Here is a 22,361-nt window from a genome sequence, read left to right as displayed (position 1 = left end):
GATGAGAAGAAAATTCTCTTTATTTTGTGTAAAATGGTATCACATACATAACTGACTTTTCTAAAAACAAAGGGGTTTATCGTCATGAAAGACTTGTCTATTCGAGATTCGCTCGTTCAAACTACAGGAGCTTTATATCAAAGCTTTCTCAAAAGGGATGATCATGAGCGCGCTGCCAAACTTGCATCGATTATCAAAAAGGAAGCAGAAGAAGAAGTATATATCGCATTTACCGGTCACTATTCTGCTGGAAAGTCATCACTTGTGAATCATCTGCTTCATGATCACATTTTGCCAACGAGCCCAATCCCTACAAGTGCAAACTTGGTCGTCGTGAGGAAAGGCGAAAGTGAAGTGCAGCTTCACACCTCTGATGGCCGTTTTGCAAAAATGAACGGCTCTTATGATAAAGAAGCAGTACAGCGTTTCTGTAAGGATGGAGAACAGATTGAGATGGTGGAAATTAGCGGTGACTATAGAGGTCTTGAAGAAAAGGTGGCACTGATTGATACGCCAGGAATTGATTCAACGGATCATGCCCACTTTATGTCTGCTGCGTCTATTCTTCATCAAGCAGATGCTCTTTTTTATGTCGTTCACTACAACCATGTTCATTCTGAAGAAAACATTCGTTTCATTCGCTCCATTAAAGAAAAAGTGCCAAATCTTTATTTCATCGTGAATCAAGTGGACCGGCATGATGAGCATGAGACAGCATTTGAAGACTACAAAAATCAAGTGGTTGACATGCTCCTTAAAGAAGGCATTGAAGAAGATCATCTATACTTTACATCTGTAACCGATGAGACGCATCCAAGAAATGAAATGATTCGTTTAATCAAAAAACTGCAAGAATTACAGACGTTGCCGAAAGCATCACTTCGGGCTTATACGGAGCAGAAAATTGAGCATGTCTTAAAAGAACACATTGACTCGTTAAAAGAAGACCTGCAAGGTGAGGAGCTTGGGTCACAGCTCCAAGAAAAAAGAAAAGAAGTAAATGAATTGGAAGCGAAAAATCACTTCATTGAAAATGGAGCCAAACAGTTAGAAGAAGAAGTATCTACTGAAGTCGAGAGCATTTTGAAAAATGCCAACCTAACGCCATTTAAAATGAGAGAACTCGCAAGCGACTATATTGAATCAAAAGCATCTGGCTTTAAAGTGGGACTGCTTTTTGCTAAAAATAAAACTGAGCAGGAAAAAGAAAAACGTGCAACTGACTTCTTAACAGATGTCAAAGCGAGAATGAAGGCAGAAGTGGACTGGCATATTGCTGAGCTACTAAAAAAAGAAGTCAAGAAACATCAACTTGGTGAAGAGTTATTAAATCAAGTGATGGCGTTTGAAACACCTGTACAAGAATCACTTCTTGAAAGTGTGATTCATCATGGAGCAACGTTCTCCAATGAATACGTACTGCAATATGCAAAAGATGCTGGCGAAGCCTTGAGAAGACAGGCTAAGCAGCAAGCGATGCCACTGATTGAACAAATGGTGGAGTCGCTGAAAGCCAAGCTTATGGAAGATAAAGCAGAGCAGCAAGTCAAATGGGTTCAGTCTGCAAAAGAGCTCCAAACGCTCGAGCAATGCACCAGAAAAAATGAACAAATGAAGCGAGATATTCAGCATGTATGGGATATTTGGCAAAATGGAACGGATGAACAGATCGAAGAAGATTGGTTTTATGCGAAAAAGAGACAAATGCAGCATGACCAGCTAAAGCAGGATCAAGCGACCATTCATCCTGAAGAGAGCGACCAAGAAAAACCGAACAAGCAGATTGATCAACCTCAAATGCGTCAGTCACAGCATGTCTCGACGGCACAGTCGATTGACCAGTTTGAACAGCTTTCTCAGATTTTATTGCCATTAGATGCGCTCCAATCTCAAAGAAAGTCCTTTGAAAAACGAACAAAACGGCTGCAAGCGAAAGAATTCACACTCGCTTTATTTGGGGCTTTTAGTTCGGGGAAATCTTCCTTTGCAAATGCCCTCGTCGGGAGAAAGGTGCTGCCATCCTCTCCCACACCAACAACGGCAACCATTAACAAGCTGACGCGGCCGACGGAAGATCACCCGCATGAAAGTGTCAAAGTGGTATTCAAAACAGAACAGGATATATTAGAGGAGCTCAATCAGATTCTAGGATTTCCGATCTCAGAAGAAAAAGGGGAGACGTTTACATCCAAGCTCAAACGAACGCTCAAAAAAAGACAGCTTGAACAAGATCACCGCGTCATTGTAGAACATTTTTTACAAGCACATATCCGTTTCCTTGATCACATTACTAAGCAAACGCCGCTTCATGTCACCCTTCAAGAACTGAGGCCATATGTGGCGGTAGAAGCTGTTTCTTGTGTGGTGAAGGAAGTGACGGTTTATTTGAGTACACCTCTAACAGATAAAGGGCTGACTATTGTTGATACGCCAGGCGCTAGCAGTATGAATAAGCGTCATACAGAGATCGCTTTTCAATATATGAAGGACGCAGATGCGCTTCTTTATTTAACTTACTACCAGCACTCTTTTTCGAAGGCAGATCGGTCATTTTTACGTAAGCTTGGGCTTGTAAAAGATTCATTTAGCATGGATAAAATGTTCTTTATTATCAATGCAGCTGATCTCGCAAAGGATCAAGCAGAGCTAGACACCGTCTTTGACTATGTAAAAAATGAGCTCACAAAAGAAGGCATAAGAAACCCAAACCTTCATCATGTGTCCAGTAAGGAAGAGATCGAAGGAAAGGGAGAGACAGCTTATAATCAATACGCAAAGCTTAGAAAGCAGCTCGACTATTTTATAGAGGAAGAATTAACGAAAGATGCGATCGAGCTGTTGTATTTTGAAGCACGTACGTTATGTAGAACAGTCGACAAACTGCATGCGACGCTGCATCAGTCAGAAGATGAGAAGCAAGAGGAAAAGAAAAAGATAAACGCATCCTATGAAGAAATTCTTGATCAAATGAGTCATATTAAACAATCTAAGCTAGTGACAGAAAGCGTGAAAAAGGACTTACATGAACAGCTCTATCATATTGTGCAGCGCCTATCACTATTTGCGAATGATCTGTTAAAGACAGCCTTTTATCCTGGAATATCTCAAGGGAATTTCGGACAGCAATTGAAAAAAGCACTTGAGAAGGCACTAAAGGATTATGAATTTGAATTTGTACAGGAGTTAAAGGCACTTGATATCCGGATGGAATCGTTTATTCATCAATACTTCCAAGAGGAGTGGGAGAAAGGATTGCAGGCGGCATGTGCAGAAGACCATTACTTTTCTCTCTCTTTGTCGCCGCCAGAAGAGAAAAATGCTGAGCTGAAACAAATTGAAGTCGAAGCTGAACTAACGCCATTCGAACCGCTCTTAAAGAAACAAAAATCAGCGAAAGTTTTCTTTGAACAGAATGGAAAGGCTGCGTTTATTGAAGCGATTCGAGATATTCTTCATCAGTTAACCACGAAATGGGCTGATAAAGAAAAAGAAGAATTACTGAGCAGGTACGACATGATGGTGAAGACGTTTACGGAAAGATATGAAACAGAAGCGCTCGAGCAGCTAAGTGAACAAAAACAAACATTTATCACGAGCCTAACGACAGATGCCAAAGAGCAGGCGGTTATTGAACAAGTTTATGAACAAACAACCGAATGGAAGAACCAGTTGAAAACCATTTGATTCATGGTAGACTAAATAAAAAAGAAAGCAGTTGATAGAAAATGACGAGCGTACACGAAGAGATTTCAGCACACTCACAAAAGCAGCATGCTCATATTCAGTCCTTTCTTGAGCTTGAACAGAAAAGAGAACAAGCAATAGAGACGGCTGTCGTCAAATGTGAGCAAAACGAGCCATTTACAACAGACGAGATCAACGCCATTACGTCGAAGATGAATGAGCTTGCACGAGGCGGTATTGTTCCGCTGCGTAAGCTTGTGACGAATGATATGGTCAGGGAGTATGTAGAGCGGAAACAGAAGTAAAGAGTAACTTTCTCTTTTTTGGTCATCTTAATGAATGTACCGAGAAAGGGGAATGATCATGAAAAAAAAGCAACAGACAAAGCAGCAGGATGAGCGTGACCCTAAACAAAAAGACATGCCGTCCTATGCAGAAGCAGAGTCGAAAAAAATGCAATACGGTCAAAAGTAAATGGGCTGCCTCTTCTTTTCTAAAAGAAGAAGGCGCCTTTTTTATGTCTAGTTTTGCGTTCTGTGATAGAATAGGAGTATTGTTTTGAAAAAGGGAGTTTATAAGAATGAATAAACACGTACTGCTTGTAGATGGAATGGCGCTTTTGTTCAGATCGTTTTATGCAACGGCTGTCCATCGCAATTTTATGATAAATGACCACGGTGTGCCGACAAATGGAGTCAATGGCTATTTGAAGCACTTATTAACAGCTGTACAGACATTTGAGCCAACTCATATTGTGTGCTGCTGGGATATGGGAAGCCAAACCTATCGAAACGAATTGTTTCAAGATTATAAAGCGAATCGAGGAGAGGCGCCTGTCGAGCTCATTCCGCAATTCGATTTAGCAAAAGAGGCTACAGAAGAACTAGGAATTGTGAACATTGGTTTAAAGGGCTTTGAAGCAGACGATTGTATTGGTACACTTGCTGCGCTTTACGAAAAAGAAGCACGCGTGACTGTCCTAACTGGTGACAAAGATTTGCTGCAAATTTTGAATGAACAAGTGACTGTTGCCTTGATGCAAAAAGGAATTGGCAATTATAAGCATTATACAAAAGCCTTATTTGAAGAGGAAATGGGAATCTCGCCAAAGGCACTCATCGATATGAAAGCACTCATGGGAGATGCAAGTGATAATTATCCAGGTGTCAAAGGAATCGGAGAAAAAACTGCTTTAAAATTTATTCAAACATATAAAACGATTGACGGTTTGTTAGAAAATGTCCATGAACTAACGGCTGCACAGCAAAAAAAAATGCAAGCAGGATTAGAAGATTTGAAGCTTTCTCGTCTATTGGCAGAGATTAAATGTGATGTCCCGCTCAGCTGTCCAATGGATGAGACGAAAATGAACATTAATCAAGAACGTGCTGCTGCTATGCTGAGGCACCATCAAATCAAAGGAATCGAACCGATGATGAATCGTTTAAGTACAATAGAGATTAGCTAAAGCCGATCTCTTTAGCGTGTAGACAAACCCTCGCATTCGGTGTCAGGTCTGCGCTTCGGTGCTCACGAATGTTCAATTCGCTCCGCTCCGGTACTCGGCCTTCCTAGACTGCAAAGGTTTTCTATCACGCTGACAGGTTCATCTTTTTGTATTGCTTTTCTTCGCTCTATTTTCCAGCTGAGATAGTGGCTGTTTATCTTTTGTTTGCGCATCACCTTGTGGGGTTGTCCCATTTGTGACACGACCTTTATTTTCTTTATCCAATCAGTATCACCTCACACACATTAGCATAACCGAAAAAAAGCGATTCATCCTTTAGATAGGTGAATCGCTTTTCTAGCGAGCTGATCTGCTACTTGATTTTCCTTACTCGGAATCCATTTAATAAAAAATAAATCAAACTGGCTTTGAAGCTCGATCATCTCTTTGATAAAGTGCTGAAAGGCTGGATTTTTAGCAAATCCTGCATTCGCTGCCCGGTCAACTACTTGTGAATCTGTTCGAAATGAAACGGTACGCAATCCTTTTTCTACGCATATTTTCATCCCCTCGATCAGAGCAGAAAATTCTGCTTCGTGATTGCTCATGGGTTCAAGAGGAATGGAAAAGGTTTCAGCCTTTCCATCATATTTGATGAAAATGCCGATGCCAGAGGGACCTGGATTCCCTGCACTGGCACCGTCAATGTATATTTCTGCAGGCACATCATTTCACCCTTTCATCAAGCGGAACCATTTTTTTCGCTGCATACGCGTAAGGTGTTGCAATTGCAGCGACGATAAATTTAATGACATATGTCGTGATGAAGATTTCTATCCATACATGAAATGGATACGTGCCAAGAAAGGCAATGGTCGTGAAAATCAATGTATCAAGAAGCTGGCTAATCATCGTACTTCCGGCATTGCGAACCCAGAGCGCGCCATCGGAAGGAAATATCCGGCGAATAAACGAATATACATAAACATCTAGCATTTGACTGATGATATAAGCAGCGAGACTGCCAAGTGCAACCCTTGGCATAAAGCCAAATATGGTTTCCAGCGATGATTGTGAGATATCAGATGGAGCGGGATGGAAAAGCAATGCTTCCTGCATGACAACAGTTAGTGTTAAAAGGGTGGCAAAACCAATCCAGACAGCTTTTCTCGCTTCATTTTGTCCATATTTTTCATTCAATACGTCCGTTGCAAAGAACACACTGCCATATAAAATATTTCCAAGTGTTGCCGTTAAGCCGAATAATTCAACGGTTTTGACAACTTGTAAATTTGCGGCAACCGTCGCAAAGCCAATCCAGACAAAAAGGCCCATCTTGCCAAATCCTTTATAAAATAGAAGAACAATGATAAAATTAATGATCGCAAATAAGATCCAAATACCTTCATTAAACAAGTGACATGAACTTCCTTTCTCATTGTAAAATGTAACTTTTTGATTATAGCATAACGTATGTTTACCTTAAAAGCACGGGAAGGCGATGTGATCGATGAAATTAAGAGCACACTACACAATGAAAGTGAAATCAATTGGGTCCGTTGCTTTTTACCAAGAAGATTGGTTGGAGCTAAAAGAGGCCTTGAGGTTAGCAAAACATATCGACAAAAAAGAACCCCAGTCTCTTCTGTCATTTGAAGATGAAAAAGGGGCTATGTGGTCTATAAAAGAGCTTGAAAAGCTAAATGAAGAATTAAAGCTTGAACCGGATCAGCTTCAAGTCTATTTTGATGCAAGTTTTCACAAAGAAACAGGCGACTCTGGTCTTGGGATTGTCATCTACTATAAGCTAGGAAAAGACGCTTATCGATTGAGAAAAAATCAGTCTTTCCAAGGGAGCACCAATAATGAAGCAGAGTATGCGGCTTTATTTGAGGCAGTGAAAGCTTTAAAAGACCTGGGGGCAAGCAGAAATTCTGTCACGATTAGAGGAGATTCACTTGTTGTCATGAATCAGTTAAAAGGGGAGTGGCCTTGTTATGATGATGTACATAACAAATGGCTTGATCAAATTGAAGCGGCTTTAAAAGAGCTGAAGCTGACGCCAACCTATGAAGCCATCGATCGGAAACAAAATGCAGAAGCGGATCAGCTTGCAAGACAGATTCTTGCAGACGTCCCAATCGAAAGTACATTGAAATTAGAAGCAGACGGAGCTGAATAATGTGGATAAAAAAACAGCAGTACAAGAATTGACCGATCTTCAAGACACGTATTGTTCAGATTGTTTGATTAAGAAGCATTTTCGAAAAGAATTTGGCAAAAAATACGCCCATTCCTTTTGTATACAGCAATGCACCGTTGGAGAGAAGATAAAAGAATATGGTCAGACTCTGCTCAAAAAATAAACGGACGCACCGGTTTTCCCTGCTCAAACATTCGCTCTTGAAAAAAAACGGATAGAATGTGTAAAAAAAGAACATATTCCGAAAAATGAGCCGATATAACTATAGAAAGTTTTGGTTGAGTTACTTTTTGACTAAGTGGCGGATATTAGAGGAAAAGGGGAAGGCTGGTATGAATAATAAGGAGTTCGAAACGGTATTACATCGAACATTTCAAGAGGTGTACAGCGATCTAGAGCAACTTGTAGATGTAGCAAAGAAGGGAAGACCTTTTCTCGAAAAAGATATCTCTGAAATTGAACAACGACTGAAGCAAAATATTTTAGCAATTGAAATTCAGCTGAAAATCAAATAAGAGAGGCATAAGCCTCTCTTTATTTTGCATCATTGATTTGGTTGATTAGATTTTTGTTACGTTTGCAGCTTGAGGTCCACGATTACCTTCAACGATTTCAAAAGAAACTTCTTGTCCTTCTTCTAAAGACTTGTAACCGTCACCTTCGATAGCTGTGAAGTGAACGAATACATCGTCTCCGCCTTCAACTTCAATGAAGCCGAAACCTTTTTCATTATTGAACCATTTTACTTTACCGTTTTGCATATTGCTTTTTCCTCCTAGTACTGTAGCATACCTTTTGGCATACTAAAAAAAATTTTCATCACCTAACGACTTTGCAGTTGTTAAATGATGGTTCCACTATACACCATCAAAAGTAAAGCGTCAAGCGGGAGAGCCAAATTTTGAGCAGAATGTTTGATTTTTTTTGACAAATAACAATAATAGCTAAACCGTCCCCATTTTCTGAAACTTTATGCACAGTTTGTCCGTATATAAAAAAAATATAGAAAGAGGTGCTATCATGAATCGTTATACACTCGAAGAATTTGTTCAGAATACGCAGCAGGAAGATAAGGGAGAAGGGGTCTTCGAACTTGAAACACCAAGACTTTTAGAAATTAATTTGACTGATACCATTTGGGCAAAAACAGGTTCCATGGTTTCGTACCGAGGCAAAATCAAATTTGAACGTGAGGGCGTGTTTGAACATGGCGTCTCAAAGATGTTCAAAAAAATGCTGTCAGGAGAAGGCACTTCACTCATGAAGGCAACAGGTGATGGAAAATTATATGTGGCAGATCAAGGCAAAAAAATCTCAATTCTTCGTTTGGCTCAAGGCGAATCCATTTTTGTGAATGGGAATGATTTGCTCGCATTTGAGCCTTCAGTCCGCTGGGATATCAAATTGATGAAAAAAGTATCGGGGATGATTGCAGGCGGATTATTTAATGTCAAATTAGAAGGACCAGGCCTTGCTGCGATTACGAGTCATTATGAGCCGCTCACATTGATTGTTCAGCCGGGTGACTCTGTCTATACAGATCCAAATGCGACAGTTGCATGGTCAGGGGATTTAAAAACTGAATTTGTAACAGATGTTTCATTCAAAACCTTTATTGGCAGAGGAAGCGGAGAGTCTATTCAAATGAAATTTAGCGGAAGCGGATTTGTTGTCGTGCAGCCGTTTGAAGAAGTGTACACAACAAATGGAAATCAAGGATAAAGAAAAAAGGTGTCCGTCAATGACGGACACCTTTTTATGATAATGCGCGAGCATACGTTTTGTTATTCGTGATGAGATCTGATTGCTCAACGATATCTTCCAAAATGGTTTGAGAAGAATGCTTTGAGTGAAGATTTTTCATGTTTTGTTTCATGGTTTCTAACTTTTCTTCATCTTGAAGCAAGTTGGTCACAGATTCTAAAATGTCTTCATGTCTGTTGATGACGATGGCTGCACCATAATCTTCAAAGAAATGAGCATTTTCCTTTTCTTGTCCAGGGACAGGCTTGTAAAGAATGACTGGGACGCCGATTGCAGTTGCTTCTGTTAAAGTAATGCCACCTGGTTTTGTGATCATACAATCTGTTACTCTGAACAATTCATCAATTTGTTCCACATATCCAAGCGCCTTCAATTGATCTGGATGTGCTTGTTCAAGATCGCTTAGTGATTGTTTCAGCGCTGCGTTCTTTCCGCATACAACAACAATTTGTACTTCACTGTCTAGAAGCAACGCTTCACATAATTCCTTGACATTTTTCAGTACACCATGAGCACCGGCCATAATCAGAAGAACTTTTTTGTTTGATGATAATCCATATTTTTTATAAATCTTCGATTTTGGCACGTCTGCTTCAAATTGTGGTCTAATAGGAATGCCTGTCACTTTGACATCGCTTGGATGTGTGCCGATTTCCACTAATTTTTGTTTCACATAATCGGTTGCAACATAGTACCGGTCGATGTTTTCATGTACCCAAATCTTATGAAGACAGAAATCTGTCATGACATTAAATGTCGGGATGACTTTTCCTGTTTTGTTCCGGTATTCAGGAACAACAATCATCGGGAATGTAATAATAATGATATCCGGATTGTGTAATTGAATAAGTTCATCAAGACGCTTATTTCCCATTTTTAAATAAATGTTAAATTTGCGTTTATTGTAAATTTTATCTACACCGTAATAAAACAAGCGATAAAATTGTTTCCCAATGGAAAAGCTCTTCAAGTATAAATATTGAGTCACTTCCGACACAATGGGATTTGATTCTTGATACAAATTAGAAACTACAACATGCTCAAAGCCTTGAGATTTGCACTCATCATACAGTGTTTTAGCCACCTGCATATGTCCATTTCCATAATTTGCGGTCAAGATTAATATTTTTTTATTGGTATTCAAGAATATTCACCTCAAATGTAATCAACAACAACAAAACTTCGTACGAAAACTATTAATCTCATAGGTCTACATATACATAAAGATAACATATAAACAGCGAGAGCATATCATTCGTTACGAAAGAATTAAACTAATTTTAAAAAACAACAAGACTAAATTGATAATGGAAGACAGAGCCATTTGTATTTTAACACATTTTGGCCATTTATCATCAGACTACAGTCTATTTTATTCCCAAACGTATGGTGTTTCTTGATAAACATAATAATTGAGCCAATTCATAAACAGTAAAGTGGCATGGGCTTTCCATCGATTCACTGGGACTAATATGTCACCATCTTCTATAAAATAGTGGACAGGTTTTTGGACTGTATCATCCTTCAACAAATCTCTTTCATATTCCTGCTTCAATGTGTCCGTATCATATTCAGGGTGTCCAGTTAAAAATACTTGTTTATCATCATCTGAAACAATTAAACAAACACCCGCTTCTTCAGAGACACTCAATACTTTTAAATTCGGCGTGTTTTTTAATTGTTCTGTATTAATATCTGTATGCCTCGAATGTGGGACATAGTATACTTCATCGAAACCTCTGACTAATCTTTCTTTTTTCTCTTTCACAAGATGCTCAAATACACCAAATTTTTTCTCAGCAAGCTTGATTTTCTCAATACCATAATGGTGATATAGGCCTGCCTGTGCACCCCAGCAAATGTGAAGAGTAGACGTCACATTCGTTTTACTCCAGTCCAAGATGTCCTGCAGCTCTTTCCAATAGGAAACTTCTTCAAAAGCTAAATGCTCAATTGGTGCGCCGGTGATGATCATTCCATCAAATTTCTTATGGCGAATCGATTCAAAGGTCGTATAAAATTCATCTAGATGCTCTCTCGACGTATTCTTCGGTGTATGCGTACTTGGAATCAAAAACGTAAAGTACACTTGCAAAGGAGAATTTCCGAGCATTCTTAGCAGCTGCGTTTCAGTTTGTATTTTTTTTGGCATTAAATTTAAGATCACGATATTCAAAGGACGGATATCTTGCTTGAATGCCCTTGTCTCATCCATGACGAAAATGTTTTCGCTCTCTAGTATTTGTTTTGCCGGCAGATGAACTGGTATGTTAATAGGCAACTCGCCACCCCCTGAATCAAAGCTAATTTCACTTCATTATAGGAACTTTCTGGCGATATTTCAATGTTTCAATTATGTTACAATGAAAAACAGAGCAAAAACAAAGCTGTTTCTCGAAAAAAAGGAGGCCGTTTATTTATGATCACAAAGCATTTGTCAGATATTGACATCGCCCAAAAGGCAAAGCTGAGACCTATTCAAGACATCGCAGCAAAGCTGCAAATACATGACGAAGAATTAGAATGCTATGGTTTCACAAAAGCGAAAATATCTTTGACTATTTTTGACCGTTTAAAAGAACAAAAAGAAGGACATGTGATCCTTGTCACATCGATCAATCCAACGCCAGCAGGTGAAGGGAAGTCCACCGTCACAGTCGGGCTCGGTCAAGCCTTCGAAAAAATAGGGAAAAAAGCAATCATTGCAATGCGAGAGCCTTCATTAGGTCCTACAATGGGCATAAAAGGCGGTGCAGCAGGTGGAGGATATTCACAGGTGCTACCAATGGAAGAAATCAATCTTCATTTCACAGGAGATTTTCATGCCATTACTTCTGCTCATAATGCCTTATCTGCGTTCATTGATAACCATATCCATCACGGAAATGAACTTGGCATCGACGCGCGCCGCATTGTATGGAAGCGAGTGCTTGATTTAAACGATCGTGCTTTAAGACAGGTCGTTGTCGGACTTGGTGGACAGGTAAATGGGTATCCTAGAGAAGACGGGTTTGACATCACGGTTGCCTCCGAAATGATGGCCATCCTTTGTTTAGCAGAAGACTTAACCGACTTGAAAAAACGTCTTTCTTCTATTGTTGTTGCCTATAATCAAGATGGGGAGCCAGTCACTGTTGGTGCACTTGGATATGAAGGTGTTCTGACGTTACTTTTAAAAGACGCACTCAAACCGAATCTTGTACAAACGATTGAAGGAACTCCGGCCCTCGTTCATGGCGGTCCTTTTGCCAATATTGCGCATGGATGTAATAGTTTAATTGCAACTAAAATGGCGGCGAAATTAGCCGACTATGTCGTAACAGAAGCTGGATTTGGAGCAGATCTTGGAGCGGAAAAGTTCCTGCACATTAAAACAAGAGCTGGTGATTTCAAGCCTGGTGCAGTTGTCATTGTGGCGACTGTCAGAGCATTAAAGATGCATGGCGGAATGAAGAAAGCAGAACTCAAAGAAGAGAATGCACAAGCCGTATTAAAAGGTATACATAATTTAGAAAAGCATATTGAAACTGTGCAAGCCTTCGGTCTTCCGTACATTATCGCAATAAACAGGTTTATCACTGATACAAAAGAAGAGATTCAAGCGATAGAAGATTGGTGCCTTGCACATGACCATCCAGTCAAAGCTGTGAATGTATGGGAAGAAGGTGGCGAAGGCGGGACAGCACTTGCCGAAGAACTCGCAACACTTATTGAAAAGAAGAAGAACAGCTTTTCCTATTTGTATGAAGAGCATGATTCCATCGAAGAAAAATTATCTAAGGTTGCCAAAGTGGTTTACGGAGCAGACGGGGTCACACTCACTTCAAAAGCAAGAAAGCAGCTGGTAGCCATCGAGGAAAACGGCTGGGGGCATTTACCGGTGTGTATGGCAAAAACGCAATATTCACTTTCGGATGATCCAGCTTTAATTGGGAGACCAAAAGGTTTTACCATTACGATTCGTGAGTTAAAACCATCTGTAGGAGCAGGATTTATTGTTGCTTTAACCGGAAGCATTCTGACAATGCCAGGATTACCTAAAAAACCAGCGGCGCTCGAGATGGATTTATTAGAAGACGGCAGTGTGACAGGACTCTTTTAACCGGAAGCATAAAAAGCGATTTTATAAAAGAAGCATGTTACGATAGGGAAAAGTGAATCCTAGGAGGCTATGAGATGTCAATTTATGATATTCAGGTCAAGACCATTAACGGTCAAGAAAAATCAATGGCAGATTACAAAGGAAAAGTACTCATTATTGTCAATACAGCAAGCAAATGTGGACTAACTCCTCAATTTAAACAACTGCAGGAGCTATATGATCAATATCATGAAAAGGGCCTTGAAATTTTAGGATTTCCATGTAACCAATTTATGAACCAAGAACCAGAAGGAGAAGAAGCCATTCAAGAATTCTGTTCTTTGAATTATGGGGTGACCTTCCCTATGTTTGCGAAAGTAGATGTCAATGGTGACAACGCGCACCCGCTCTTTAAACATTTAACAAGTCATGCAAAAGGTGTACTTGGCACGAAAACAGTGAAATGGAATTTCACAAAATTTATCGTGGATCAAAACGGAGAAGTCACTGAGCGGTTCTCTCCGAAAACATCACCAAAAGAATTAGAAAGCTCCATCATCGCTCTTTTGGACAAATAAGGTGCTTACCGTCATGCAGAAAAAACAATTGGAGGCAGCTGCCTCCTTTGTTTCAGATCGGCTGAAATATGAACCGACTGGACACGATGCGGCTCATATTGATCGTGTGCGGCAGCTTGCCCGCCAGATTGCAAATCAAGAAGGCGGCTCTCTTTTTGTGATTGAAATGGCAGCGATTGTTCATGATATCATTGATGAAAAACTGTCGAGTGAATGGAAGCTTTCACCACAGCAGCTTGAGCATCAGCTCCTTTTTTGGGAAGTTAATACGCGAGATATTCGTTATATCATGGACATCATTACAACGATGTCTTTTCGTCATCGACATAAGCAGAATAGACCAATAACGTTAGAAGGGGCCATTGTTCAAGACGCAGATCGGCTCGATGCGATAGGAGCAACCGGTATTGCGAGGGTGTTTACTTATGCAGGCGCAAAAGGGGAACCCCACTATTCAAAGGACACGCAGCAGGGCTCCGTGCTAAAACATATGGAAGAAAAACTGCTCAAATTAAAAGACTTAATGAACACTCATGCAGGAAAGCAGCTTGCTGAGGATCGGCACGATTTGATGAGCCTATTTATCAAGACATGGAAAGAAGAATGCGGCCTTACAGATGAGTAGGGTCTTTATGTGTGTAAGGAGGATGTATAGATGAAAATAACAGCGATAGAACCGACGCCAAGTCCAAATACGATGAAGGTCATTTTGACAGAAGCACTTGCCGGCGGTAAAAGCAACAACTACAAAAAGGATCAAAAAGACGAAGCGCCAGAGATGATTAAGCGTATTTTGAACATTGAAGGTGTAAAAGGTGTTTATCATGTCGCAGACTTCTTAGCGGTTGAGCGTAATGCAAAGTTTGACTGGCAGGGCATCTTGCAGCAGGTCAGAGAAGCCTTTGGTCAAGAAACAGAAGGCCTTCAGGAAGGATCGCAGTCTGGCGGTGACACATTTGGCGAAGTCAAAGTGTTTGTCCAAATGTTTAATGGGATTCCGATGCAAGTCAAATTAACAGACGGTGAAAGAGAAGAGCGATTCGGCATGCCTGAACGCTTCCAAGCAGCCATTTTAAAGCTCAGAAGCAGTTCAGACAATGTCGTATTTGAACGTGTGTGGAAAGAACATGGCGTTCGTTTTGGCGACTTTGCAGATATCGGTCAGGAAGTGACAGAAGAGCTGCAGGCAGCCTATGATGATGAGCGTTTAGCTCGCTTAACAGAAGCGGTCAAAGAAGGGCAAGAAGCTGTAGATCGACAGGTGAACCGTAAGGCATATGACGTGACAGAAGAAATGCTGCGTGAGGAAGATTGGAAAAAGCGCTTTGCCCATCTAGAGCAAATGCAACCAGAGCAAAAGGATATACCTGTTTTAATGAAAGCAATGGAGGACCCTAAAACATCGATTCGCAGACAAGCCGTTGTGAATGCTGGAATGATTGAAGATCCTGCTATTCTGCCTATTTTATATAAAGGGCTTAAAGATAAAACAGTGACGGTCCGCAGAACCGCTGGAGACTGCATTTCAGACCTTGGTGACTCGAGCGCTATAGAAGCAATGATCGAATCATTAAAGGACCCAAGTAAACTTGTTCGCTGGCGTGCAGCGATGTTTCTTTACGAAGAAGGTGACGAAACAGCACTTGACGCATTAAAAGAAGCTGAGCAAGACCCAGAATTTGAAGTCAGCCTTCAAGTGAAAATGGCGATTGAGCGCATTGAGCACGGAGAAGAAGCGAAAGGCTCTGTATGGAAGCAAATGACAGAAAGTAGAAAAAATGCATCAGAATGATGAGACTTATGAACAAGCTGCCAATGATAGGCAGCTTGTTTTTCTAAAATCATAGACAGAAAAATTTTTTTAGAAAAATTATTTTGAATATTGTTGAAATATACGAAAAAACTCTATATAGTAGTACCAATATAGAATATTGGAGGTCAGATTTTATGACACGAACCTTGCTGAGCGCTAGATTCAGCAGCCATGTTGGTCATCGGTCATTCATCGGTGGCTAAATAAACAGAAAATTTGTAAAATAAAATCAACTCAAAATCATACAGTCAACAAGACTTGTAGTATAGGAGGCTTTTTAAACAGATGGCAGAACTTCGTAGTAATATGATTAAACAAGGAATTGACAGAGCACCTCACCGAAGCTTACTAAGAGCAGCGGGGGTAAAGGATGAGGACTTCGGCAAGCCATTTATTGCTGTATGTAATTCCTATATTGATATTGTCCCAGGTCATGTCCATCTTCAGGAATTCGGAAAGATTGTGAAAGAAGCCATTCGTGAAGCTGGCGGGGTCCCATTTGAATTTAATACGATTGGGGTCGATGATGGAATTGCAATGGGTCATATCGGGATGAGATATTCACTACCAAGCCGTGAAATCATTGCTGACTCTGTCGAAACCGTTGTATCTGCTCACTGGTTTGATGGAATGGTTTGTATTCCTAACTGCGATAAAATTACACCGGGGATGATGATGGCAGCAATGCGTGTCAATATTCCGACGGTCTTTGTCAGCGGTGGACCGATGGAAGCGGGTAGAACAAGTGATGGCAGAAAGATTTCTCTTTCTTCTGTATTTGAAGGCGTCGGTGCTTACCAGTCAGGTAAAATTAACGAAGAGGAATTAAATGAATTAGAACAGTTTGGCTGTCCGACCTGCGGATCTTGTTCAGGTATGTTTACAGCAAACTCAATGAACTGTTTAGCAGAGGCACTTGGAATTGCTCTTCCTGGAAATGGAACGATTTTGGCGACATCACCAGAGCGAAGAGAATTTGCGAAAAAGTCAGCAAAACAACTAATGGAGCTCATTAAAAAGGATATTAAACCACGTGATATTGTGACTGAAAAAGCAATTGATAACGCATTTGCATTAGATATGGCACTTGGTGGTTCAACGAATACAGTTCTTCACACACTGGCGATCGCAAATGAAGCAGGTGTTGAATATTCACTTGAACGTATCAATGAAGTAGCAGAGCGTGTGCCTCATTTATCAAAACTTGCTCCAGCTTCGGATGTTTATATTGAGGATTTACATGAAGCAGGCGGCGTCACAGCTGCGCTAAATGAATTGTCCAAAAAAGAAGGTGCACTTCATTTAGATACAATGACCGTCACAGCGAAAACACTTGGTGAGAACATTGCAGGTCATGAGGTCAAAGACTATAACGTCATTTATCCAATCGATAAGCCATTTACTGAAAAGGGCGGTTTAGCCGTTTTATTTGGAAACCTTGCGCCTGATGGAGCCATCATTAAAACGGGCGGGGTACAAGATGGGATCACACGTCACGAAGGACCTGCAATCGTATTTGAATCCCAAGAAGAAGCTCTTGAAGGAATCATTAATAGAAAAGTAGAAGCAGGACATGTTGTCATCATTCGCTATGAAGGACCTAAAGGCGGACCTGGTATGCCAGAAATGCTTGCTCCTACTTCACAAATTGTCGGGATGGGACTTGGACCAAAGGTTGCTTTAATTACGGACGGACGTTTTTCCGGCGCTTCTCGTGGCTTGTCTATCGGACACGTCTCTCCTGAAGCAGCTGAGGGCGGCCCGCTTGCCTTTGTTGAAAATGGTGACCATGTCGTCGTCGATATTGAGCAGCGCATTTTAAGCGTAGAGGTTCCAGAGGAAGAATGGGAAAAACGAAAAGCGAACTGGAAAGGCTTTGAGCCAAAAGTGAAAACGGGCTATCTTGCCAGATATTCAAAACTTGTGACCTCAGCCAATACAGGCGGAATCATGAAAATTTAATCTGAAATAGAACATTTGAAAATTGGCTCTCTCTATAGTATCCTTTATTCACAACATAAGGATTTTAGAGGGGGCTTTTTTTATGTCAATGGCATATGAAGAATATATGCGCCAGCTCGTTGTGCCAATGCGCCAAGAGTTGACAAGTGCAGGATTCCAAGAACTAACGACGGAAGAAGAAGTAGAACAAACGATGCAAGAAGCTGAAGGAACAACATTTGTTGTTGTTAATTCTGTATGCGGCTGTGCTGCCGGCTTAGCACGCCCAGCAGCGACTCAAGCTGTGATGAAGGCAGAAAAAGCGCCCGACAAAATCGTCACAGTATTTGCTGGGCAGGACCGGGAAGCAACAGCAAAAATGAGAGAATACTTCACTGGTGAAGAGCCATCATCTCCTTCTATGGCCCTTTTAAAAGGAAATGAACTCGTTCATTTTATCCCACGTGACGAAATTGAAGGTCATGAAATGGAAGATATCATGAAAAATGTCTTAACTGCATTTGAAAAACATTGCTAATACACGTGTTGAAATGCCCTGGAACTAGATCAGGGCATTTTTTCTTGATCATGATGGAGGAACGATATGCTCATTACAACAAGCTTTAGAGCAAATGAACAAACGATTGGAACAGCAAAGGCACTTGCAGAGGATTTACATGGTGAGTATGTAGAAAGACGCAAACAATCTGTCAAACAGCTTGCGATAAAACGAGGAGATGTCCTTGTTGTCGGGAAAGAAAGATTTGAATGGTATCAGCCAAATGGTGAAAAGTTCTTCTTTCATCCAAGCTCAGCGATGTTCAGGGTGAAGCGGCTCTTGCGCGAAGAAAAGGATCCCTTAATTGAAGCAGCACAGCTAAAGCCGGGCGATTCCTTTTTAGATTGCACACTGGGCTTAGGGTCTGATGCGATAACTGCAAGCTGTGCGATAGGCAGGAATGGAAGGGTCGTCGGTATTGAAAAGAATCCCATTACGGCATTACTTGTGCGAGAAGGACTGAATACATGGGAGACGGGGATAGAGGAAGCTGATGAAGCGATGAAACGGATTTCTGTTATTAGTGGAGACAGTATCGAGCAACTAAAGAAGTATCCTGACTGTTCATTTGATATCGTCTATTTTGATCCGATGTTTGAGGAAACGATTCAAGAATCTACAAGTATAGCGCCGCTGCGTCATGCGGCAGAGCACGACTTTGATCACGAAGCAGCCGTGCAAGAAGCATTAAGGGTGGCAAGAAAAAGAGTGGTGTTAAAAGATCATTGGAAAAGCACACGATTTACAGCGGACTGTTACCAATTTCATGTCATCAAACGAAAAACAGCCCAATTTCATTATGGATATATCGAGAAAGAAAAAAGCCCTCTCTAAGGGCTTTTAATCCGTAATCTCCATATAGACAAAATAAAACAGTGTCAGCAAGGAAGCTGTGACGAAAAAGCCTTCAAGCATACCTATTCCTCCCAAATTTTAGTTGCCTGTACTGTCATTGTAAACGTTTTATTATAAAAAAGAAAGTCTCAAATCAGTGACCAAATTGAATGACTGAAAATTCATTATATGCTAGAATAGCAGTATGATAACTTATGGAAGGAATTAGATATCATGAAGATGTGGATGAGAAAAACGCTTGTTGCGCTCTTTACAATTGCAACTTTTGGTTTGGTCTCTCCTCCGTCGGCTTTGATGACAGACAAGCCATCTGAACTTTCTTCACCTGATAAAACGCCTTATACAGCAGTTTATGATACATCAGATGAATTGCGCAGCTGGGAACGATCGCAAGAGGCAAGCAAAGAGCAGGTAGACCCCTTTGAGCAATATAAGGAAGAGGTTCTATCAAGTGCAGAAAATCAATCCTTTCTCAAATTCGGCCGTAAAATCACACCTGTCATTGAAGACGAGTACAGAGAAGAGATTCAACCGAAAATTGAACAAGTGTTAACCGATGTTTTAACAAATTTCAAAGATGACGAAAAATTTCAAGATGTTGTGTTAACTGATCAGCCTTCAAGCGGAAATGGCGAAAAAATCTTTCATATCTACAACCGGAAGACTGGAGAAGATTTGCTCCGTTTTCATGTGAGAAGAGATCAGCCGCCACACAGCGGATATTGGTTTAACTTTCACTATCATACAGCAGAAGATGGATTCCAGACGCATCATGAACTCGGTAATATTTACTGGGACAAAAACACCCCGCCGAGCTGGATGAGCCACTAGAAGGAGATGTCATGCCAATTGAAAAAGTATACAATGAACGAAATGGTGCAGATTACAAAACGAATGTTAAACGAACGCGGAGTGAAAATTGAAGATATTGCACACATTGTGCTAAAGCTTCAAGAAAAATATCATCCAAACCTTCCACTTAGTGTCTGTATTGAAAATGTTGAAAAAGTGTTGAATAAAAGGGAAATTGTCCATGCTGTTTTAACAGGACTTGCCCTTGATCAGCTGGCTGAAAAAAAGCTGTTGCCAGAACCTTTGCAGCACTTAGTTGAAACAGATGAGCCGCTATATGGAATTGATGAGATTATTCCGCTTTCCATTGTCAATGTATATGGATCAATCGGTTTGACCAACTTCGGTTATTTAGATAAAGAGAAATTTGGTATTATCAGGGAATTAGATGAAGGTCGTCCAGGTGAAGTGCATACCTTCCTTGATGATCTTGTCGCCGCGCTTGCCGCAGCAGCAGCTAGCCGTATTGCTCACTCACACCAAGATATTAAGGACGAAGAGCAGGATCGAGTGAATCAAGTATAAAAGAAAAACATGTCTGCTCATTATTATGCAGGCATGTTTTTTTGGTGTTTAAACAAAAGCAGAAATAAGGTAAACTACAACAAGAACATAAATAAAGGATGAAAAAAATGAAACAATACAAAGAGTTATGCCGTCATGTATTACAGCACGGGGATGAAAAAGGTGACAGAACGGGAACAGGCACAATCAGCACGTTCGGTTACCAGATGAGATTTGATTTGCAGGAAGGATTTCCGCTGTTAACAACAAAGAAATTGCACCTGAAATCAATTATTCATGAGTTACTGTGGTTTTTAAAAGGTGATACAAATGTCAAATATCTTCAGGAAAATGGTGTCCGTATTTGGAACGAATGGGCAGATGAAAATGGCGAACTGGGCCGTGTATACGGAGCGCAGTGGCGATCTTGGGCTAGCGGGGACGGTGAGACTGTGGATCAGATCACAAAGCTGATCCACGATATCGAGCATAATCCGAATTCAAGAAGACTGATCGTCAGCGCTTGGAACCCGGCTGAAATTGATCAAATGGCACTGCCACCATGTCATTGTCTGTTTCAATTTTACGTATCAAACGGGAAGCTTTCTTGCCAGCTTTATCAAAGATCGGCAGATATCTTTTTAGGCGTGCCATTTAATATTGCTTCATATGCTCTTCTCACGATGATGATTGCCAAAGTCACAAATCTTGAGCCAGGAGAGTTTGTTCATACGCTAGGAGATGCACATATTTATCAGAATCATCTTCCGCAGGTGAACATGCAGCTAGAGCGCGAGGAACGCACGCTTCCGCAGCTTCGCATCATAAGAGATGTGAAGAGCATCTTTGATTTCACGTTCGGTGATTTTGTACTTGAGAACTATGATCCGCATCCGCATATCAAAGGAGAAGTCAGTGTATGATTTCGATGATTGTGGCGACAGGAAAAGACAGAGTCATTGGTCAAGATAATCAAATGCCTTGGCATTTACCAGCTGATTTAGCGTATTTTAAGAAGGTCACAGGCGGTCATACGATTGTCATGGGCAGAAAAACGTTTGAATCAATTGGACGAGCGCTGCCTAACCGTCGAAATATCGTTTTGACAACAAGTTCTTCTTTTGAAGCAGAAGGATGCGAGGTTGTCCATTCCATTGCCGATATTTTGGCAATTGGGGAAAGCGAGACAGAGTTATTTATCATCGGCGGGTCTAAGCTGTATGAAGAAATGATGCCATATGCGGATCGTCTATATATCACGCATATTCACCATGCGTTTGAAGGAGACCGCTACTTTCCTGATTACAATGAAAACGAATGGACGGTTGTATCACGCGAAAAAGGCCATCGTGACGAAAAGAACCCCTACAATTATGAATTTGTCGTATATGACAAAAAAGGATAAATGAGTAGGAGGAGTACGGTTGTTTCGTTATTGGGTTTTAACGATTTATGTTGTTGTATCCTTTTGTAAAAGTTTGAGGCATTTGCATGCCCATGAATTAACTGATCCACGCATTTCCTATACGAAACGAATGCATCTCATTCATGAGCATGCAAAAAGGTTTGCCCGGGGATGTATTGACCAGTCAGGATCAGTCATGACCATTCACCAGCAAAAGAAGCTGCCAGATGGACCCGTTATTTATATCACACAGGCACTGAATCCAGTCACGACGACATTATTGATTGGTCACCTTGAGAAGCCATTTGCTTTCATGGCAAAGCCGAATCTTTTTCGATATCCGATTTTAAAACAATGGCTGAAGAAGATGGCGGTTATGCATCAGAATCAATCTGATGATGCCTTGTTAGAAGAAGCAAAGGAAAGAATCTTATCGGGGCAGAGTGTATTGCTTTCAGAAGCACATCGTCACATGGCAGAGGCACTTGCTGAAGATTGTGATTGTCCGCTTGTACCGATTGAAACAAGTGGAACGGATCGTCTATTAGCTGGAAAAGTCATGAAAAGGCTGCGGCCTGTTAACGTTGATATTCATATTAGAGGACCTGTCATGATGAGCGATTACGCCCAAAAGCGCGCATAAAAAAACCAGCATCCATTTTCGGATGCTGGTTT

Annotated in this window: 25 protein-coding genes; 19 read left to right on the top strand and 6 right to left on the bottom strand. The window is 40.8% G+C overall.

The annotated features are described in order from the left end of the window. The first annotated feature begins 84 nt into the window (after nt 1–84). From MHI33_RS11385 to MHI33_RS11375, 3 genes are all read left to right on the top strand, one after another. Nucleotides 85–3,684, top strand: coding sequence for a dynamin family protein (locus tag MHI33_RS11385; RefSeq protein ID WP_340911276.1), 3,600 nt, complete (start codon nt 85–87; stop codon nt 3,682–3,684). A gap of 41 nt (nt 3,685–3,725) precedes the next feature. Further along, nucleotides 3,726–3,989, top strand: coding sequence for a YpbS family protein (locus tag MHI33_RS11380; RefSeq protein WP_106067081.1), 264 nt, complete (start codon nt 3,726–3,728; stop codon nt 3,987–3,989). Between the two features lie 275 nt (nt 3,990–4,264). Next, nucleotides 4,265–5,152: a 5'-3' exonuclease gene (locus MHI33_RS11375; RefSeq protein WP_044141154.1), complete on the top strand. Its 888-nt coding sequence runs from the start codon at nt 4,265–4,267 to the stop codon at nt 5,150–5,152. A gap of 138 nt (nt 5,153–5,290) precedes the next feature. Here the strand turns inward: MHI33_RS11375 and MHI33_RS11370 are convergent, their stop codons facing one another. From MHI33_RS11370 to MHI33_RS11360, 3 genes are read right to left on the bottom strand one after another with little or no spacing between them, the layout of a single operon-like run. Continuing rightward, nucleotides 5,291–5,416 (bottom strand): hypothetical protein, encoded by a 126-nt coding sequence (locus tag MHI33_RS11370; RefSeq protein ID WP_003215584.1) that lies wholly within the window; start codon nt 5,414–5,416, stop codon nt 5,291–5,293. A 44-nt stretch (nt 5,417–5,460) separates the two neighbouring features. Next, complete coding sequence (locus MHI33_RS11365) at nt 5,461–5,856, bottom strand: reverse transcriptase-like protein (RefSeq protein ID WP_044141157.1); 396 nt, start codon at nt 5,854–5,856, stop codon at nt 5,461–5,463. 1 nt (nt 5,857) lies between these two features. Beyond that, nucleotides 5,858–6,547, bottom strand: a complete 690-nt coding sequence (locus MHI33_RS11360) for a queuosine precursor transporter (protein WP_003215661.1) — start codon at nt 6,545–6,547, stop codon at nt 5,858–5,860. Nucleotides 6,548–6,641: 94 nt separating this feature from the next. On the opposite strand from MHI33_RS11360, the gene MHI33_RS11355 reads away from it, so the two are divergent. The 3 genes from MHI33_RS11355 (at nt 6,642) to MHI33_RS11345 (ending at nt 7,849) form a co-directional block, all read left to right on the top strand. After that, entirely contained in the window at nt 6,642–7,313 is a 672-nt protein-coding gene (locus tag MHI33_RS11355; RefSeq protein WP_126741482.1) for a ribonuclease H family protein, read from the top strand. A 1-nt stretch (nt 7,314) separates the two neighbouring features. Further along, entirely contained in the window at nt 7,315–7,497 is a 183-nt protein-coding gene (locus tag MHI33_RS11350; protein ID WP_003215998.1) for a zinc-finger domain-containing protein, read from the top strand. A gap of 169 nt (nt 7,498–7,666) precedes the next feature. Further along, complete coding sequence (locus tag MHI33_RS11345) at nt 7,667–7,849, top strand: hypothetical protein (RefSeq protein WP_003215507.1); 183 nt, start codon at nt 7,667–7,669, stop codon at nt 7,847–7,849. A 45-nt stretch (nt 7,850–7,894) separates the two neighbouring features. Here the strand turns inward: MHI33_RS11345 and cspD are convergent, their stop codons facing one another. Then, nucleotides 7,895–8,095 carry a cold-shock protein CspD gene (cspD, locus tag MHI33_RS11340; RefSeq protein WP_003215784.1) on the bottom strand — a complete coding sequence of 67 codons (201 nt, stop codon included), beginning with the start codon at nt 8,093–8,095 and terminating at the stop codon, nt 7,895–7,897. Nucleotides 8,096–8,354: 259 nt separating this feature from the next. On the opposite strand from cspD, the gene MHI33_RS11335 reads away from it, so the two are divergent. Further along, nucleotides 8,355–9,056 carry an AIM24 family protein gene (locus MHI33_RS11335; protein WP_044141159.1) on the top strand — a complete coding sequence of 234 codons (702 nt, stop codon included), beginning with the start codon at nt 8,355–8,357 and terminating at the stop codon, nt 9,054–9,056. 34 nt (nt 9,057–9,090) lie between these two features. Here the strand turns inward: MHI33_RS11335 and MHI33_RS11330 are convergent, their stop codons facing one another. Continuing rightward, the gene (locus MHI33_RS11330; protein ID WP_044141160.1) at nt 9,091–10,242 is read right to left on the bottom strand and encodes a diglucosyl diacylglycerol synthase; all 1,152 of its coding nucleotides are present in this window, start codon (nt 10,240–10,242) and stop codon (nt 9,091–9,093) included. Nucleotides 10,243–10,470: 228 nt separating this feature from the next. Continuing rightward, a complete protein-coding gene (gene metA / locus MHI33_RS11325) occupies nt 10,471–11,379 on the bottom strand; it encodes a homoserine O-acetyltransferase MetA (protein ID WP_113768498.1) in 909 nt (302 codons plus the stop codon). 138 nt (nt 11,380–11,517) lie between these two features. On the opposite strand from metA, the gene MHI33_RS11320 reads away from it, so the two are divergent. From MHI33_RS11320 to MHI33_RS11265, 12 genes are all read left to right on the top strand, one after another. Beyond that, nucleotides 11,518–13,200 (top strand): formate--tetrahydrofolate ligase, encoded by a 1,683-nt coding sequence (locus MHI33_RS11320; protein WP_265208213.1) that lies wholly within the window; start codon nt 11,518–11,520, stop codon nt 13,198–13,200. Between the two features lie 74 nt (nt 13,201–13,274). Next, on the top strand, nt 13,275–13,757 hold the full coding sequence (locus MHI33_RS11315; RefSeq protein WP_003216059.1) for a glutathione peroxidase: 483 nt from the start codon (nt 13,275–13,277) through the stop codon (nt 13,755–13,757). A gap of 13 nt (nt 13,758–13,770) precedes the next feature. Then, nucleotides 13,771–14,382 carry an HD domain-containing protein gene (locus tag MHI33_RS11310; RefSeq protein ID WP_283923781.1) on the top strand — a complete coding sequence of 204 codons (612 nt, stop codon included), beginning with the start codon at nt 13,771–13,773 and terminating at the stop codon, nt 14,380–14,382. Nucleotides 14,383–14,412: 30 nt separating this feature from the next. After that, nucleotides 14,413–15,549, top strand: coding sequence for a conserved virulence factor C family protein (locus MHI33_RS11305; protein WP_265208216.1), 1,137 nt, complete (start codon nt 14,413–14,415; stop codon nt 15,547–15,549). Nucleotides 15,550–15,855: 306 nt separating this feature from the next. Then, nucleotides 15,856–17,532 (top strand): dihydroxy-acid dehydratase, encoded by a 1,677-nt coding sequence (gene ilvD / locus MHI33_RS11300; protein WP_044141166.1) that lies wholly within the window; start codon nt 15,856–15,858, stop codon nt 17,530–17,532. Between the two features lie 82 nt (nt 17,533–17,614). Continuing rightward, nucleotides 17,615–18,049, top strand: coding sequence for a BrxA/BrxB family bacilliredoxin (locus MHI33_RS11295; RefSeq protein ID WP_003215999.1), 435 nt, complete (start codon nt 17,615–17,617; stop codon nt 18,047–18,049). A gap of 66 nt (nt 18,050–18,115) precedes the next feature. After that, nucleotides 18,116–18,904, top strand: a complete 789-nt coding sequence (locus tag MHI33_RS11290) for a class I SAM-dependent methyltransferase (RefSeq protein WP_106065466.1) — start codon at nt 18,116–18,118, stop codon at nt 18,902–18,904. A gap of 234 nt (nt 18,905–19,138) precedes the next feature. Beyond that, a complete protein-coding gene (locus MHI33_RS11285; protein ID WP_044141170.1) occupies nt 19,139–19,756 on the top strand; it encodes a YpjP family protein in 618 nt (205 codons plus the stop codon). Nucleotides 19,757–19,774: 18 nt separating this feature from the next. Then, nucleotides 19,775–20,302: a phosphatidylglycerophosphatase A family protein gene (locus MHI33_RS11280; protein ID WP_044141171.1), complete on the top strand. Its 528-nt coding sequence runs from the start codon at nt 19,775–19,777 to the stop codon at nt 20,300–20,302. Between the two features lie 107 nt (nt 20,303–20,409). Next, nucleotides 20,410–21,204 (top strand): thymidylate synthase, encoded by a 795-nt coding sequence (locus tag MHI33_RS11275; protein ID WP_340911262.1) that lies wholly within the window; start codon nt 20,410–20,412, stop codon nt 21,202–21,204. Then, nucleotides 21,201–21,686 (top strand): type 3 dihydrofolate reductase, encoded by a 486-nt coding sequence (folA, locus tag MHI33_RS11270; RefSeq protein WP_044141173.1) that lies wholly within the window; start codon nt 21,201–21,203, stop codon nt 21,684–21,686. Before MHI33_RS11275 ends, folA begins: the two co-directional genes overlap by 4 nt. A gap of 19 nt (nt 21,687–21,705) precedes the next feature. Then, nucleotides 21,706–22,329, top strand: coding sequence for a lysophospholipid acyltransferase family protein (locus MHI33_RS11265; RefSeq protein WP_340911260.1), 624 nt, complete (start codon nt 21,706–21,708; stop codon nt 22,327–22,329). The last annotated feature ends 32 nt before the right edge of the window (nt 22,330–22,361 follow it).

The sequence above is a fragment of the Bacillus sp. FSL K6-2971 genome (assembly GCF_038006405.1).
Classification (GTDB): Bacteria; Bacillota; Bacilli; order Bacillales; family Bacillaceae; genus Bacillus; species Bacillus pumilus.
This window is presented reverse-complemented; position numbering and strand designations above follow the sequence as displayed.